This window comes from Pseudoalteromonas sp. SCSIO 43095, from assembly GCF_023650455.1.
Classification (GTDB): domain Bacteria; phylum Pseudomonadota; class Gammaproteobacteria; order Enterobacterales; family Alteromonadaceae; genus Pseudoalteromonas; species Pseudoalteromonas tetraodonis.
In genome coordinates this window covers 268,116-282,848 of the sequence record NZ_CP087995.1, presented here as the reverse complement: position 1 = coordinate 282,848, position 14,733 = coordinate 268,116, and the positions used below count along the sequence as shown (strand labels likewise).

Here is a 14,733-nt window from a genome sequence, read left to right as displayed (position 1 = left end):
ACTTTGGCATTAGACATAAAAAAACGCGACATATCATCTAACACCACTCGTTTAAGAACGAGTGGTGTTTTTTCGTTTATATCTAACCGGATATTTTTGTGTCTTTGCCAGCACCGCTCGCGGATAAGCTTTTCGCTTTCTTTTCTCCGGTAATATTAGCCGTTTACCGTTTTCACGTAGTTCTTTTAGCTTTTTAGGGATTGTCCCTGGGCTTCGACCTGAACACCATAAAAACTCGTCTTGTATGAGATATAATGCGTTAATAAAACTGATGCGTAATGGCTCAACTTTATGGGCTTTAGCCATCTCTGCCATTTCAAGTCTCACGATATTATATGATGTCAGAATACCCCAGAGCTCTTGATAAATACCTTCCTGTTTCAGGCTCCGTAATGCTGGTTTATTTGATAGTTGATACTGCTTGAGCTCACCATAGCCTCGCTCTATTTCCCATCGTTGCCAATACACATCGAGTAGCGCTTTCAGCGGGTACTTTTCTGGACAGACGCATGAGGTGATGAACCCTTTTATTTCCCCTTTAGGTGTCGGAATTTGAATAAGCCTTGCTTGCCATGTATCACCTAGGTAAGGGGCTGATTTCTTAGCTTGTGGTGAAATAGGCATTGTTATTAAGTGGTCGTAATCGCTAAATGACTCCGTTATTTCATAGCGCATTTTGCTTTTGATGGGTGTAAGCCAATGATGGTTTTCGCTAACGCCTTGCCAGCTCGTAAATAGTTCAGCCGAAAAGAAACCTCTATCAAATAGCGTCAATGAATATTCAGGTGCTGAGCCAACAAGCTGTTGAGCATAATGAATTTCACTTTGAGTAATGGGGCCAAACGCTGCATCGGATATTAAATGCGTTCTTGTCGACATCAAGGTCACAGCAAGTACTGAGGGGAAGTTTGTTGTCGATTTAGCATAGCCAAAGTGACGGTTACTCGGTGTATCTTGAGTTTTAAATTGTGTACCGTCAATGCTGAGCAGCTTTAAACCACACACGTCATCAAAAGTTTGCGACTGCTCCCACTGCGTTGCTGTATGTTTAAAAAGGTGTTTCATAGGTGCTGCGCCTAGCTTTTCTTTCCCTTTTATAATACTGCTCGTCGCCAATGGTGGAAGTTCTCCTTTAGCGTCAGGAAAAGCGAGCTCTAGTTTGTCACAGACTTCAGATATTGAGCGGTTTCTTAATAAACCAATCCCTAATACAAGCCAAGCAGCTTGCTCGGCGGGGAAACGTCGTTTACGCACAGAGGCTCTCCCTGTTTGAGTAACGGCTGCTTCAATCCACTCAAGGGGAATATGCTTAGTAAACGAATCAATATCACGATCTTGGCTAAATTCAGTAGTAAGGTGTAATTCTTTAATAAATTCAGACATAAAAATAGGCCACAACTTTTGTTGTAGCCTATTATGAAGCCTCTGAAAGATCGTTCAATTAACTTAAACGATCCGCATTAGACATATCATCGCGTTTTTATGTCACCTGAACTCTGGTTAAGAGATTTACTAACGTATTGAATCAAAAATGATATTTATGTTTATTTTTCTCTAGCCAGAGATTTCCAGTGAAAACAAGGCGAAATTACGCGTCAATAGCTAGCCTATTGCAAGTAAATTCAACGCAGTTAGCGCTGAAAATAGCTGCTTGAGATAGATTTATTATCCAGAGTTCAGGTTACGTATTAGACTAACTAATTGCTTTTGCGTTTGATGTTAGCACCTAGCGCACTAAGCTTATCTTCAATACGCTGATAGCCTCTATCTACATGATAAATACGATCAACAATCGTTTCGCCTTGAGCCACAATCCCCGTTAGAATAAGACTCGCTGATGCACGAAGGTCAGTTGCCATTACTTGCGCACCCGATAAGCTTTTTGTTTCACCACAAAAGGCCGTATTGCCTTCTAAGCGAATATTAGCGCCCATACGTTGTAGCTCAGGCACATGCATAAAACGATTTTCAAAAATAGTTTCGGTAATAGTCGCACTACCATTAGCCACCACATTTAATGCGGTAAACTGCGCTTGCATATCGGTTGGAAAACCAGGATGAGGCATAGTTTTAATATTCACCGCTTTAAGCTCTCGGCCTCGCATGTCTAGATAAATACTGTCATCGTGCACTTCTAATAACGCATTGGTTGCACGTAGTTTTTCTATTACAGGCTCAAGTGAGTGAAAGTCGGTCATTTTACATAGTACTTCTCCGCCAGCCATCGCTGCAGCCACTAAAAAGGTACCTGTTTCAATACGATCCGGTAATATGCGGTGTTCACAACCTGATAAACGCTCAACCCCTTCAATCTCAATACGGCTTGAGCCCGCACCACTGATTTTAGCCCCCATAGCAATTAAGCAATTGGCTAAATCGATAATTTCTGGCTCGCGGGCAGCATTTTCCAGTACTGTTTTACCCTCGGCGAGCGTTGCCGCCATCAGTAAGTTTTCAGTAGCACCTACGCTGATCATTTCCATGAAAACTTCAGCGCCTTTTAAGCGACCATCTACTTTGGCATTAATATAACCGTTTTCAACGGTTATTTGAGCGCCCATACGCTCTAAGCCTTGAATATGAATATCAACCGGGCGCGCACCAATAGCACAGCCACCAGGTAAGGATACTTGCGCCTCACCAAATCGAGCGACTAAAGGGCCAAGTGCAAGCACTGACGCACGCATTTGCTTTACTAAGTCATAAGGCGCTAACGTGCTATTTACCGTTGCACCATCAATAATAAGTGAATCACCTTGCCACTGAACATCAGCGCCTAAGGTTTTTAATAAGGCTTCAGTAGTTATAATATCGCGAAGGCGCGGTACATTAGTAAAGGTACTCTTGCCCTCGGGCAATAAGGCTGCAAATAAAATAGGCAGTGCCGCATTTTTAGCGCCAGAAATAGTTACTTCACCAGCCAGTGAAGTGCCACCTTGAATTACAAATTGATCCATTTAAGGGGCCTTATTTATTGCGGTAAAATGAATTTTTGCTCACGTTTCCACTCTGTCGGAGTAAAAGCGCGGATAGAAACAGCATGAATGGTACCGTCTGAAATAGTGTTCATTAATGGCCCATATACTAGCTGTTGCTTTTTAACACGACTTAATCCGTCAAAGCATTCACCGACAGCGATTACTTCATAATGACTGCCATTGGCTTTTACATGTACTTCAGCTAACTGAAGTTCGTCTCGTAATAATGTTTCGACTTGACTCGTTTCCATAACTCTCACTCAAATAGGGTTGTAACCTGGCCTAACTGCATAAGGTTTTGCAGTTGTTCAGGTGGGTTTTGCAATTCAAGGCGAATGCCTTGCTGCTTAAATTCTGTAAAAGAGTGAATTAACCAAGCTAAGCCGGCTGTGTCAACCCTTGTCACCTCACTTAGGTCAAAATAAAGGGTTTTATGCTCAGTTTGTCGCTTGGTATTCAGAAGCCGTTCATTGCCAATTGAATTATGAGTCAATTCACCACTGACTCGTAGATGCTGTTCATCGACTTGGCTGATTGCCAATTTAGTCATTTGTGTCACTGCCTCTAAACTGAACCGGTAACTTACTTTTTTGCTCTAACAGGTCGCTAACGTGGTCAATACCTTGTTGGCGTAAAATGCCCTGAAACTCACTTTGTTTTGCATCAAGTAAGCTAATGCCTTCAGCAATCATATCGTAAGCGCGCCATTCGCCACTTCTATCTTCACGTACTTTAAAATCAATTTTAATATCAGGCTTACCAGCTTCTACAATTTTGGTTTTTATCACCACCACATCTTTGCCTTTAAAAGGCTGCTCGGCAGCAAATTCAACTTGTTGATTAGTATACTGGGTAAAAACGCCAGCATAAGTGGCAACAAGGTACTCTCTAAACGCGCCAATAAAACGCTGAATATCTTCAATTGCTTTTGCTTTTTCTGCTTTGTCGGTAATGGCGCGTACCTTAGATACTTCGCTACCTAACACTCTCAGTGCAGCATATTTGTAGTCAATGTAAGGCATCAGCTCTTCTTCAACGATGACCCGTAAATGCTCTTTATTAGCGGTTATTAACGGCTGGTCTTTAGTAATACGTTCAAAGGTATTATCAGCAACCTGACGTACCATTTTATTAGGATCAGCCAATTTCACCTCACCGGCATGTACACTTTGTACTAGCGTGACAGTTACTAATGCGATACTTGCTAAAAATGTTTTCAACATAATAATTACTCACTACCTTGGTTGAATAAAAACTGGCCTATTAATTCTTCTAGTACCAATGCTGACTTGGTATCTGTAATAGAATCGCCGTTAGCTAGTGCTTTACTTTGAACACCAAATAAATCGTCAATGGCTTGATCTTGTTCGCTGTTCGCTACATCTTCGCCTAAGCATCGCTGTTTAGCTGAATCTGATGCGATAACGGGGTTAATCCCTAAATATTGTTCACCTAAAATACCCGAGGTTAAGATAGAAATGGAACTAGTGTCTGAAAAACGACACAAATACCGCGCATCAATGCTCATATTTACTACTGGTAAAAACTCTTGAGGATGCACATAAATTGACTCTACACGACCAATAACAACGCCGCCCACCTTAATGGGTGCACGTGTTTTTAATGATCCTATATTTTCAAACTTGGCGTTCAATGTGTAGGTTTCACCTGAGCCGCTAATACCCGAATTAGCCACTTTGAGCGCCAACATTGAAAATGCTAAAATGCCCAATGCTACAAAAAAACCAACTAAAATTTCTAATTTCCGTGAATTCATTATTTAATACCCTATTAGCTGGTAAACATTACCGCTGTCAAAATAAAGTCAAAACCTAATACCGCTAGTGATGAGTGCACCACTGTCTCTGTTGTTGCCTTGCTGATCCCCTCTGATGTGGGAACACAGTCATACCCTTTGTAAAGCGCAATCCAGGTAACAACAATCGCAAATACGATACTTTTAATTAAACCGTTTAGTATGTCTTTTTCAAACGACACCTGAGATTGCATAATTGACCAGAAACTTCCCGTATCAACGCCTAGCCAATCAACCCCCACTAAATGAGCACCAATAATAGCTACAGCAGAAAAAATAAGTGCCAACATTGGCATACTGATCAAACCAGCCCAAAACCGCGGCGCTATAATTCGTCTAAGCGGGTCAATGGCCATCATCTCAAGCGACGATAACTGTTCGGTGGCTTTCATTAAGCCAATTTCAGCGGTTAACGCACTGCCTGCCCTACCGGCAAATAATAACGCGGTTACTACAGGCCCAAGCTCACGTAATAAACTAAGTGCCACTAGAGGCCCTAGGCTGTCTTCAGCGCCATAATCAACTAAAACAGTATAGCCTTGCAGAGCCAATACCATGCCGATAAACAATCCTGATACAACAATGATCAATAATGACTGTGAGCCAACCATATATAATTGGCGCACGAGTAAGGGCGTGCCTTTTTTAAAATTGGGTACATGCCATAACGCACTTGCCAGCATTTGGGTTGAACGCCCCAGTGCAGCAAAACGGCCCAGCGTTTTATGGCCTATTTTTTGTAGTAAATCCAACATTACTGCTGCTCTCCTAACAGTTCATCTGCATAGGTTTGTGCTGGATAATGAAATGGCACTGGACCATCTGATAACCCTTTTAAAAACTGTTGAACAAGTGGTGATTCGTGTTCTCGCATCTGCTCTGGTGTACCACTGCCTATAACGCCTTGATCAGCAATAATAATAACGTGGTCGGCAATACTCATTACTTCTGTCACATCGTGCGTGACAATTAAAGAAGATAAGCCAAGTACTTCGTTTAAAGATTTGATCAGCTTAACTAAAACCCCCATTGAAATAGGGTCTTGTCCTGCAAAAGGCTCATCATACATAATAAGTTCAGGATCAAGCGCTATAGAGCGAGCCAAAGCTGCACGACGTGCCATACCGCCAGATAACTCTGAAGGCATTAAATCTTTAGCACCACGTAAGCCAACAGCTTGTAGTTTCATTAATACCACTAAACGGATTAAATCTTCACTGAGCTGCGTGTGCTCTCGAATGGGGAATGCAATGTTATCGAACACCGACATATCAGTAAATAAGGCACCGCTTTGAAATAACATACTCATGCGTTTACGTGCCGCGTAGAGTTCTTTGCGCGACATAGCGACAATGCTGTCGTTTTTAAATAAAATATCACCGGAGTCTGGTTTAAGCTGGCCACCTATTAGGCGTAGCATCGTGGTTTTGCCAATTCCGCTTGGCCCCATAATGGCAGTAATTTTACCCTCAGGTACGTCAAAGCTCATATTTTTATATATGACCCTATCGCCTCTAGAAAAGGTAACATCCTTGACTTCTACTATTGATTGCGACAAGTCGCTCTCCATAACAATACTCTCTCATATTTCTATTTTAAGGGTTTTTTAACCAATATGGAAAAAACAATTCGTAAGATTTTGTAATAGTGTCGCAAAAAGAGTTATAAGGTTGATTCAAGCAGCCTTAACTTTGGCTTAAAATTGCATATAAAAAGCGCCAAAGAATACTTAAAATAACCGCCTAATGTATTACACCTTATTCTTTTATTTATACTTTTATGGTGGCTTTTGTTACTATTCGCACTATCTGAATTTACATTAATTGGCTTATCATAATGGTTACCTCGTTTGTCATTTTAATTCTTGGTTTTGCGGCTCTCGTATGGAGTGCAGACAGGTTTGTTTATGGTGCAGCAGCACTGGCTAAAAACTTTGGCGTGCCAACGCTAATTGTAGGTTTAACCGTGGTAGCTATGGGCTCTTCAGCGCCTGAAATGATGGTATCGGCTTCAGCAGCTTTGGCAAATAAAACCGATACTGCCGTGGGTAATGCAGTTGGTTCAAACATCACTAACATCTTATTAGTTTTAGGTATTACTGCCCTTTTAAGACCCTTATCAGTATCTTCAAGTACGTTAAAACGTGAAATTCCACTGGTACTGCTGGTCTCCATTGCAACTTGGTATATTTTTTCAGATAACTATTTTTCATTTTTTGAAGGTGCAGCCTTATTATTTGGCTTTGTTGTTTTTATTGGCGGACTTATTTTTGTCTCACTGCGAGCTAAAAACCAAGACGATCCGTTTGTGAGCGAAGCCTGTGACGAAGTACCTGACAACGTACCAACCAAAAAAGCTGTTTTTTGGCTGGTAGTGGGTATGATTTTACTGCCGGTTAGTTCACACTTTTTAGTTGGCTCAGCCGTTGATATCGCAAAATATTTTGGCTTAAGTGACTTAGTGATTGGTTTGACCATTATTGCTATAGGCACCAGCTTACCTGAACTTGCAGCTTCAATTGCAGGTGTACTTAAAAATGAAGATGACTTAGCGCTGGGTAACATAGTTGGTTCGAATATTTTTAATATTTTAGCGGTATTACCGCTGGCAGGATTAATTAATCCATCGGTTATCGATGCTTCGGTAGCTAACCGTGATGTTATTATTATGATTGGCGCAACCTTGGCGCTAATTGCTATGTCATTGAACTTTAGAGGTCAAAGACGTATCAATAGAATAGAAGGTGGCTTGCTCATCGTCGCATTTATGATTTACCAAGGTTATATTTTTAGTCAAGTAGGATAGCCCATGGCAACGCTAAACTTTATTCAACAAGGGTTACGTGTTCTAGAGATTGAACGCCAAGCACTCAGCGATATTACACAATACGTTAATGAAAGCTTTAACCAAGCCTGTCAATTAATGTATGACTGCCCAGGTCGTATTATTGTTATTGGCATGGGTAAATCAGGTCATATTGGTAACAAAATAGCCGCCACTCTTGCCAGTACCGGCAGCCCCGCATTTTTTGTTCACCCAGGTGAAGCAAGCCATGGTGATTTAGGAATGATCACAGCAAATGATGTGGTTATCCTCATTTCAAACTCTGGTGAAACCAGCGAAGTACTTAATATTATTCCGGTATTAAAGCGCATTGGAGCCAAAATGATTGCCATGACAGGCAACCAAGGCTCAACCATGGCAACATTGGCAAATGTGCATGTGTGTATTAAAGTTGAACAAGAAGCCTGCTCATTGGGCTTAGCACCTACTGCAAGTACCACTGCCACACTCGCTATGGGTGATGCCATGGCGGTGGCATTATTAGAAGCACGTGGCTTTACTGCTGATGATTTTGCACTATCGCACCCTGGTGGTAGCTTAGGCAAGCGATTACTCTTAACTCTTAAAGATGTTATGCACAGTGGCGCTGATACGCCTATCATTAACGAGACGCAAACGATTAAAGATGCCTTAATTGAAATGTCGGCCAAAGGACTCGGCATGACCGCTATTGTTGATAGTGACCAGCAATTATCAGGCCTGTTTACCGATGGCGATTTACGCCGTATTTTAGAGCAACGTATTGACATTCATAGCACTGAAATTAATGTTGTGATGACCAAGTCGTGTACTACAGCCACCCAAGACATGCTCGCGGCTGAAGCGTTAAATATTATGGAACAAAAACGTATTAATGGCTTAATTGTAATTAATGAGCATAATCAACCGATTGGCGCACTAAATATGCAAGACTTACTTAAAGCGGGAGTGCTATAAATGCAATTTGAAGATCTCTATCAACCGCTAAGTGATGATGCAAAGGCGCGCGCAAAAAAAGTAAAGCTATTAATTTGTGATATTGATGGTGTATTTTCTGATGGGCGTATTTACCTTGGAAACCAAGGTGAAGAACTCAAAGCATTTAACACCAAAGACGGATTTGGTATTAAAGCCCTGATTAACAGCGGTTTTGAAGTCGCTGTGATCACCGGGCGCCATTCTCATATAGTGCAGCAACGTATGAGCAGTTTAACCGTACAACATATATATCAAGGCCAAGAAGACAAACTTATAGCCTATCAAGAATTAAAACAAAAATTAGCGCTTAGCGATGATCAAATTGCTTATATAGGTGATGATGGCCCAGACATGCCAGTAATGGAGCAAGTCGGTTTTGCGGTTGCCGTAAACGATGCTCATCCACTTATTAAACGTTTATCACATTATGTAACCCAACTACCCGGCGGTTTTGGTGCGGTAAGAGAGCTGACAGACTTACTTATGCTCGAAAATAGCAAGCCACTAACTAGCCAAGGAACGAGTTCATGAATGTAGCGCGCATTATACTGAGCGTTTTATTCATAAGCTGTATGGTTTGGCTCTGGTATCCTTATTTTACTAAGGTTGATATTACTGCAAGCGAAGAAACACAAGTTATTGCTAAGCCTGATTATACCGCTATTGAGCTAAAACAAACGGCTTATGATGAACAAGGTAAAGTGAGCCATAAGGTAACTGCGGTAAAAATGGAGTTGTATCAACAACTCGGTTTTACCTTTTTTGAAAAGCCTATATTCACTTTATACAACGAGCAGCAAACATGGCGTATTAACGCCGATGAAGCCACCCTCTACGACGACCGTCAACTGGTGTTAGAGGGTAATGTAACCGCTCAAAACTTAGTAGATAACGCCATGATCGATACGATCACCGCCCAGACCATCAATGTTGATATAAAACTATTAACCATGCAATCACAGCAGCCTGTCGTTATTACAGGACCTAATTTAAAAATCACAGGTAAAGGCCTTGAGGCCGATTTAAAAACCGAGGTGATTAAACTTATTAACCATACGCGAACCCTATATTATGACCAATAATCTATTTAAAATTTTAATTGTTCCCTCACTATTAATTGCTTTTAACAGTAATAGCGCTGAACCTGCTGAAGCCCCCGCTGCGAATCAAATTTCAATTAGTGCAGATAAACAAGAAGGCCAATTAAAAGAAAACGTAGGCATTTTTGAGAAAAATGTTGAAATTATTCATGGTAATCGCCGTATCACAGCTGACCGTTTAGAAGTGCATAAACGCGATGACCTAGGCGATAACAAACAGTTATTAATTGCCACAGGCAGCCCTGCATATTTTGAAGAAACACAAGCTGATGGCACCATAATGAGCGCCAGTGCTAATGAAGTGCGTTACGATGTGTCGCTGCGTTTTTTAACCTTAATCGGCGATGCAAGCATTGCTCAAGCAGGTCAAAAAATAACAGCTAAAAGTATCACTTACGATATCGAGCAGCAGTTAATTAGCGCAGAAAAAGACGAAAACTCAACAGACCGTGTACACACTATTTTAGTGCCTGTTGAAAATAAAAAAGAAGATGATAAAGGCCAACCATGAGCACATTAAAAGCAGAGCTATTAGCTAAAAGCTACAAAGGTCGTGAAGTGGTGAAAAACGTTGGCCTAGAGGTTGAAGCTGGCAGTATTGTGGGGTTACTTGGCCCTAATGGTGCAGGTAAAACCACCACCTTTTATATGATTGTAGGCCTTGTACCTAGCGATAAAGGCAAAATATCAATTGATGATAAAGATATTACTTTATTACCGATGCACAGCCGAGCGCGTTTAGGGATTGGTTATTTACCGCAAGAGTCGTCTATTTTTAGAAAGCTGACTGTTTATCAAAACTTAATGGCTATCTTAGAAACACGTAAAGAATTAAATAAACAACAACGCGAAGATACTTTAAATAATTTACTTGATGAATTTAGCATTCAGCATATCCGCGATAGTCAAGGTATGGCTTTATCAGGTGGTGAACGTCGCCGCGTTGAAATTGCTCGCGCGCTTGCAGCAAACCCTAAATTTATCCTTTTAGACGAACCCTTTGCGGGGGTTGATCCTATCTCAGTATTAGATATTAAAAAGATTATAGAGCATCTTAAAAACCGTGGCATTGGCGTCCTTATTACAGATCATAACGTGCGCGAAACACTTGATGTTTGTGAAAAAGCCTACATAGTTTCTCATGGGGAGTTAATTGCATCAGGCACTCCTGAATACGTATTAAACGATAAAACAGTACGCGATGTTTATTTGGGCGAGCAGTTCAAGCTCTAATATGTGTGTTATTCCACTAAGCATCTGCTAAGATTAATCATACTTAGGTCTGTTGACCTATCAAGGTTGAATTTGCAGCAGTCTGTTTGGTATTTAGGCAAGGCAGAGCCTATGTGGTGTGGTATTTCCCCATAAATAGGCGATAACGCAGCATCAATGCCAAACAGGCGCTGCCCTTCGGGTTCTGCCTAGGGACGATTTACTCTTTGTTGCTCGGTTTTGACTTAGCCCACTAGGTTACAAACCTCGCGCCGCAATTAAACCGCCCCTAGTTTGAACAAATTTTAATCGTAAAGGTCAACAGACCGTAATTTAAAAGGATTGTTAGAGATACATGAGGCAATCATTACAGCTGCGCATGGGCCAGCAACTTACAATGACTCCACAATTGCAACAAGCAATTCGCTTATTGCAACTCAGTACATTGGATCTCCAGCAAGAAATTCAAGAAGCGCTCGATAGCAACCCCTTGCTTGAAGTTGAAGAACACGATTACAGCGAAGACACTGCAGGTAAAAACGAACAAAAAGCCGATAACGATGACTTAACGCTAAGTGCCTCAGCTGACGATAAACCTAGCGAGTATGAGCAAGATAGCGGCGAAGCAATGACCAAAGACACCATTAGCGATGATATGGCTATGGATGTTACTTGGGATGAATATATGAGTGCTGCGCCTGCCTCTTCATCGGGCCCAATGCCAGAAGATGAATCTATTTATCAAGGCTCTTCGACTGAAACGCTGCATGAGTATTTAATGTGGCAACTTCAACTGACGCCGTTTAGCCCTACCGATGAAGCGATAGCTATTGCAATTGTAGAAGCTGTGGACGACTCAGGGATTCTAACCCTTAGCTGTGAAGAAATATTAGAAAGCTTTAACCAAGAAAACGACGCCGAAGATGAAGTTGAACTTGACGAAATAGAAGCGGTACTAAAGCGTATTCAACTATTTGATCCAGTGGGAATAGCCGCGCGTAGTTTACAAGAGTGCTTGTGTATTCAGCTAAATCAATTTGATAAAGACACACCTTTTTTAAACGAAACAAAAATGATCTTAACCGATCATATTGATTTACTGGCTGCGCGTGACTATCGCACGTTGATGAAAAAAACAAAGCTTAAAGAAGATGAGCTTAAAGAAATCATGACGTTGATTCATACGCTCAGCCCAAAACCGGCAGACACTATTGTCAGAGAAGAGTCTGAGTACGTTATTCCTGACGTGTCGGTTAAAAAAGTAAAAGGCCGTTGGGTGGTTGAACTAAACCCAGATAGCATGCCTAAGATCAGAGTAAATAGCCAATATGCAGCTATGTCGCGTACGGTTAAATCAAGTGGTGATAGCCAGTTTATTCGCTCGCACTTACAAGAGGCTAAATGGTTTATAAAAAGCTTAGAAAGTAGAAACGACACGCTGCTTAAAGTAACTAACTGTATTGTGCAGCAACAACAGGCCTTTTTTGAACATGGTCCTGAGGCGATGAAGCCTATGGTACTTAACGATGTGGCTGAAATGGTGGAAATGCACGAGTCGACTATTTCACGTGTTACTACGCAAAAATACATGCACACACCACGTGGCATTTTTGAGCTTAAATATTTCTTTTCAAGCCATGTAAGTACTGAAAATGGTGGCGAATGCTCATCAACAGCAATACGAGCATTAATTAAAAAATTAATCGCTGCAGAAAACTCAGCTAAACCATTGAGTGATAGTAAAATTGCAGATATATTGGCAGAGCAAGGAATTAAAGTAGCGAGGAGAACTATAGCAAAATATCGCGAATCTCTAGCTATTCCCCCGTCTAATCAACGTAAAAGTTTGATTTAAGGCGTACAACAAAGAGGAAAATGTTTATGCAACTGAATTTAACTGGTCGTCATGTAGATATTACCGACTCGCTTAGAGACTACGTAAATAGCAAATTTTCGAAGTTACAGAGGCACACTGATCACATAACGAATGTGCACGTTATTCTCGATGTAGAAAAACTAAACCAAAAAGCTGAAGCAACCGTTCATGTTAGTGGCGCTGAGATTTTTGCTTCTACTGAGCATCAAGATATGTATGCCGCTATAGACTCGCTCATTGACAAGCTAGATCGTCAAGTAATTAAACACAAAGAGAAACTTGCTCGACACTAACACTATGAAACTAAGCTCACTTATCTGTCAGGACTGCAGTAAAGCTGCGGTCCTTTTTAATAGTAAAAAAAGAATTTTAGAATTTATCAGTGAATTGGCTCACAATAAACTGCCCTATTTAACACAACAAGATATTCTTAATGCATTAACTGCAAGAGAAAAGCTTGGAAGTACAGGTATAGGTCGAGGAATTGCAATTCCACATGGTCGTATGAGTGGTGTACAAGAGCCTCTTGCACTTATATTAGTGAGCGAAACGGCTATTAATTTTGATGCGATAGATAACCGACCGGTCGACATTTTTGTTGCCTTAATTGTACCTGATGGTGACAATAAGCAGCATTTAAAAACCTTAGCCACGATAGCAGAAAAGCTCAATGATAAAGAATTTTGTAAACAGTTACGCGCCGCCAAATCGGATAGCGAACTGTATCAGGTTATCGTCAGTCAATCGTAGTAATAAAGAAAGGTGGTAAATGGAATTAATAATTATAAGCGGTCGCTCAGGGTCAGGTAAATCTGTGGCGTTACGCGTTGTGGAAGACTTAGGTTATTATTGTGTAGACAATATTCCTCTTAATTTATTACCATCATTAGTGCGCAGTGTTTCCGACAGTTATAATAAAATTGCTGTGAGTGTTGATGTACGTAACCTACCTAAAGAGCAACAGCAGTTTAATGAAATCATTGAATATTTACCTGGTTTTACTAAACCAACGGTATTTTATTTAGACAGTGACGATCAAACATTAATAAAACGCTTTTCAGAAACGCGTCGTCTTCACCCTTTATCTATTGATTCTTTGCCGCTTGATTTAGCCATAAAAAAAGAAAAACAACTACTTGATGTATTGATTAATCGTGCTGATTATATGATTGATACCACAGATTTAAGTGTGCATCAGCTTGCTGAGTCTATTCGTGAAAAAATACTCGGAAAAAAAGATAAACAACTGATCATTACCTTTGAGTCATTTGGTTTTAAACACGGCCTCCCTAAAGAAGCAGATTACGTATTCGATGCCCGTTTTTTACCAAACCCGCATTGGGAGCCTGAACTAAAGCTACTTACAGGGCTGGATCAACCAGTAAAAGACTACCTAGCAAGTCACAGTATAGTGCAAAAATTTACATGGCAAATTCAAACATTTGTGCAAACATGGCTGCCGCATTTAGAACGAAATAATCGCAGCTACTTAACTATTGCAATTGGCTGCACCGGTGGGCAACACCGCTCTGTTTATTTAGCGCAAACCATTGGCGAAAGCTTTGCAATGAGTCATCCCAATGTAAAAATTCGCCACCGAGAACAAGAATAAAGCTTGCGAGAACATGTCATGCGCTTAGAAAATACATTTTTAATAAAAAACAAATTAGGATTACACGCTAGAGCGGCGACAGTATTAGCTCAGCTTTCTGTGCAATTTGATGCCACAATCACTTTATTTCAAGATGACAAACAAGCCGCTGGCGATAGCGTGCTGGCACTTATGTTACTCGAAAGCAGCCAAGGCAAAGAAGTTAAGGTGGTATGCGAAGGCCCCGACGCTGAGCCTGCACTTAGCGCAATAGGTGAACTCATCGACCAACGATTTAATGAGCAAGAATAAAAAAGTTCATTATTAACTCATCATCCTAAACTTGGGTTAATAGTGCT

At 40.9% G+C, this 14,733-nt stretch carries 19 protein-coding genes; 11 read left to right on the top strand and 8 right to left on the bottom strand.

Features of this window, described 5'->3' with window-relative positions; translation table 11 throughout:
• Positions 1-51 precede the first annotated feature (51 nt).
• The 8 genes from LOC50_RS01345 to LOC50_RS01310 all read right to left on the bottom strand — a co-directional run bounded on the left by LOC50_RS01345 (position 52) and on the right by LOC50_RS01310 (position 6,364).
• Positions 52-1,383: an IS4 family transposase gene (locus tag LOC50_RS01345; RefSeq protein WP_036979639.1), complete on the bottom strand. Its 1,332-nt coding sequence runs from the start codon at positions 1,381-1,383 to the stop codon at positions 52-54.
• A gap of 314 nt (positions 1,384-1,697) precedes the next feature.
• Complete coding sequence (gene murA, locus LOC50_RS01340; protein ID WP_250653470.1) at positions 1,698-2,957, bottom strand: UDP-N-acetylglucosamine 1-carboxyvinyltransferase; 1,260 nt, start codon at positions 2,955-2,957, stop codon at positions 1,698-1,700.
• A 14-nt stretch (positions 2,958-2,971) separates the two neighbouring features.
• A complete protein-coding gene (locus LOC50_RS01335; RefSeq protein WP_007378312.1) occupies positions 2,972-3,229 on the bottom strand; it encodes a BolA family protein in 258 nt (85 codons plus the stop codon).
• A gap of 5 nt (positions 3,230-3,234) precedes the next feature.
• Positions 3,235-3,528 (bottom strand): STAS domain-containing protein, encoded by a 294-nt coding sequence (locus tag LOC50_RS01330; RefSeq protein ID WP_008465119.1) that lies wholly within the window; start codon positions 3,526-3,528, stop codon positions 3,235-3,237.
• Positions 3,521-4,201, bottom strand: a complete 681-nt coding sequence (locus tag LOC50_RS01325) for an MlaC/ttg2D family ABC transporter substrate-binding protein (protein ID WP_069438866.1) — start codon at positions 4,199-4,201, stop codon at positions 3,521-3,523. The genes LOC50_RS01330 and LOC50_RS01325 overlap by 8 nt, the downstream gene beginning before the upstream one ends.
• Positions 4,202-4,206: 5 nt before the next feature.
• Complete coding sequence (mlaD, locus tag LOC50_RS01320) at positions 4,207-4,755, bottom strand: outer membrane lipid asymmetry maintenance protein MlaD (RefSeq protein WP_250653469.1); 549 nt, start codon at positions 4,753-4,755, stop codon at positions 4,207-4,209.
• A gap of 14 nt (positions 4,756-4,769) precedes the next feature.
• Positions 4,770-5,549: a lipid asymmetry maintenance ABC transporter permease subunit MlaE gene (mlaE, locus tag LOC50_RS01315; protein ID WP_013463989.1), complete on the bottom strand. Its 780-nt coding sequence runs from the start codon at positions 5,547-5,549 to the stop codon at positions 4,770-4,772.
• Positions 5,549-6,364 carry an ATP-binding cassette domain-containing protein gene (locus LOC50_RS01310; RefSeq protein WP_013463988.1) on the bottom strand — a complete coding sequence of 272 codons (816 nt, stop codon included), beginning with the start codon at positions 6,362-6,364 and terminating at the stop codon, positions 5,549-5,551. The genes mlaE and LOC50_RS01310 overlap by 1 nt, the downstream gene beginning before the upstream one ends.
• Positions 6,365-6,630: 266 nt before the next feature.
• On the opposite strand from LOC50_RS01310, the gene LOC50_RS01305 reads away from it, so the two are divergent.
• The 11 genes from LOC50_RS01305 to LOC50_RS01255 all read left to right on the top strand — a co-directional run bounded on the left by LOC50_RS01305 (position 6,631) and on the right by LOC50_RS01255 (position 14,686).
• Positions 6,631-7,599: a calcium/sodium antiporter gene (locus LOC50_RS01305; protein WP_033104260.1), complete on the top strand. Its 969-nt coding sequence runs from the start codon at positions 6,631-6,633 to the stop codon at positions 7,597-7,599.
• 3 nt (positions 7,600-7,602) lie between these two features.
• Entirely contained in the window at positions 7,603-8,574 is a 972-nt protein-coding gene (locus LOC50_RS01300; RefSeq protein ID WP_069438864.1) for a KpsF/GutQ family sugar-phosphate isomerase, read from the top strand.
• Positions 8,575-9,126: a 3-deoxy-manno-octulosonate-8-phosphatase KdsC gene (gene kdsC / locus LOC50_RS01295; protein ID WP_036981223.1), complete on the top strand. Its 552-nt coding sequence runs from the start codon at positions 8,575-8,577 to the stop codon at positions 9,124-9,126.
• A complete protein-coding gene (gene lptC / locus LOC50_RS01290) occupies positions 9,123-9,677 on the top strand; it encodes an LPS export ABC transporter periplasmic protein LptC (RefSeq protein WP_036981221.1) in 555 nt (184 codons plus the stop codon). The genes kdsC and lptC overlap by 4 nt, the downstream gene beginning before the upstream one ends.
• Positions 9,667-10,206 (top strand): lipopolysaccharide transport periplasmic protein LptA, encoded by a 540-nt coding sequence (gene lptA, locus LOC50_RS01285; protein ID WP_250653468.1) that lies wholly within the window; start codon positions 9,667-9,669, stop codon positions 10,204-10,206. Before lptC ends, lptA begins: the two co-directional genes overlap by 11 nt.
• On the top strand, positions 10,203-10,928 hold the full coding sequence (gene lptB, locus LOC50_RS01280) for an LPS export ABC transporter ATP-binding protein (RefSeq protein WP_013463982.1): 726 nt from the start codon (positions 10,203-10,205) through the stop codon (positions 10,926-10,928). The genes lptA and lptB overlap by 4 nt, the downstream gene beginning before the upstream one ends.
• A gap of 334 nt (positions 10,929-11,262) precedes the next feature.
• Positions 11,263-12,762 (top strand): RNA polymerase factor sigma-54, encoded by a 1,500-nt coding sequence (locus LOC50_RS01275; protein WP_036981216.1) that lies wholly within the window; start codon positions 11,263-11,265, stop codon positions 12,760-12,762.
• 26 nt (positions 12,763-12,788) lie between these two features.
• Entirely contained in the window at positions 12,789-13,076 is a 288-nt protein-coding gene (hpf, locus tag LOC50_RS01270) for a ribosome hibernation promoting factor (protein WP_010390562.1), read from the top strand.
• A 4-nt stretch (positions 13,077-13,080) separates the two neighbouring features.
• Entirely contained in the window at positions 13,081-13,533 is a 453-nt protein-coding gene (gene ptsN / locus LOC50_RS01265) for a PTS IIA-like nitrogen regulatory protein PtsN (RefSeq protein ID WP_248474853.1), read from the top strand.
• Positions 13,534-13,552: 19 nt separating this feature from the next.
• Positions 13,553-14,395, top strand: coding sequence for an RNase adapter RapZ (gene rapZ, locus LOC50_RS01260; RefSeq protein WP_036981214.1), 843 nt, complete (start codon positions 13,553-13,555; stop codon positions 14,393-14,395).
• A gap of 18 nt (positions 14,396-14,413) precedes the next feature.
• Positions 14,414-14,686: an HPr family phosphocarrier protein gene (locus tag LOC50_RS01255; protein WP_013463979.1), complete on the top strand. Its 273-nt coding sequence runs from the start codon at positions 14,414-14,416 to the stop codon at positions 14,684-14,686.
• Positions 14,687-14,733 lie beyond the last annotated feature (47 nt).

What these genes read in the sequence shown, in the direction of transcription:
- ptsN (WP_248474853.1), top strand. Translation starts at nt 13,081, where the DNA reads ATGAAACTAAGCTCACTTATCTGTCAGGACTGCAGTAAAGCTGCGGTC.
- lptC (WP_036981221.1), top strand. Translation starts at nt 9,123, where the DNA reads ATGAATGTAGCGCGCATTATACTGAGCGTTTTATTCATAAGCTGTATG.
- LOC50_RS01335 (WP_007378312.1), bottom strand. Translation starts at nt 3,229, where the DNA reads ATGGAAACGAGTCAAGTCGAAACATTATTACGAGACGAACTTCAGTTA.
- rapZ (WP_036981214.1), top strand. Translation starts at nt 13,553, where the DNA reads ATGGAATTAATAATTATAAGCGGTCGCTCAGGGTCAGGTAAATCTGTG.
- LOC50_RS01305 (WP_033104260.1), top strand. Translation starts at nt 6,631, where the DNA reads ATGGTTACCTCGTTTGTCATTTTAATTCTTGGTTTTGCGGCTCTCGTA.
- LOC50_RS01255 (WP_013463979.1), top strand. Translation starts at nt 14,414, where the DNA reads ATGCGCTTAGAAAATACATTTTTAATAAAAAACAAATTAGGATTACAC.
- LOC50_RS01310 (WP_013463988.1), bottom strand. Translation starts at nt 6,364, where the DNA reads ATGGAGAGCGACTTGTCGCAATCAATAGTAGAAGTCAAGGATGTTACC.
- hpf (WP_010390562.1), top strand. Translation starts at nt 12,789, where the DNA reads ATGCAACTGAATTTAACTGGTCGTCATGTAGATATTACCGACTCGCTT.
- LOC50_RS01330 (WP_008465119.1), bottom strand. Translation starts at nt 3,528, where the DNA reads ATGACTAAATTGGCAATCAGCCAAGTCGATGAACAGCATCTACGAGTC.
- LOC50_RS01345 (WP_036979639.1), bottom strand. Translation starts at nt 1,383, where the DNA reads ATGTCTGAATTTATTAAAGAATTACACCTTACTACTGAATTTAGCCAA.
- LOC50_RS01325 (WP_069438866.1), bottom strand. Translation starts at nt 4,201, where the DNA reads ATGTTGAAAACATTTTTAGCAAGTATCGCATTAGTAACTGTCACGCTA.
- murA (WP_250653470.1), bottom strand. Translation starts at nt 2,957, where the DNA reads ATGGATCAATTTGTAATTCAAGGTGGCACTTCACTGGCTGGTGAAGTA.
- lptB (WP_013463982.1), top strand. Translation starts at nt 10,203, where the DNA reads ATGAGCACATTAAAAGCAGAGCTATTAGCTAAAAGCTACAAAGGTCGT.
- mlaE (WP_013463989.1), bottom strand. Translation starts at nt 5,549, where the DNA reads ATGTTGGATTTACTACAAAAAATAGGCCATAAAACGCTGGGCCGTTTT.
- LOC50_RS01275 (WP_036981216.1), top strand. Translation starts at nt 11,263, where the DNA reads ATGAGGCAATCATTACAGCTGCGCATGGGCCAGCAACTTACAATGACT.
- LOC50_RS01300 (WP_069438864.1), top strand. Translation starts at nt 7,603, where the DNA reads ATGGCAACGCTAAACTTTATTCAACAAGGGTTACGTGTTCTAGAGATT.
- kdsC (WP_036981223.1), top strand. Translation starts at nt 8,575, where the DNA reads ATGCAATTTGAAGATCTCTATCAACCGCTAAGTGATGATGCAAAGGCG.
- mlaD (WP_250653469.1), bottom strand. Translation starts at nt 4,755, where the DNA reads ATGAATTCACGGAAATTAGAAATTTTAGTTGGTTTTTTTGTAGCATTG.
- lptA (WP_250653468.1), top strand. Translation starts at nt 9,667, where the DNA reads ATGACCAATAATCTATTTAAAATTTTAATTGTTCCCTCACTATTAATT.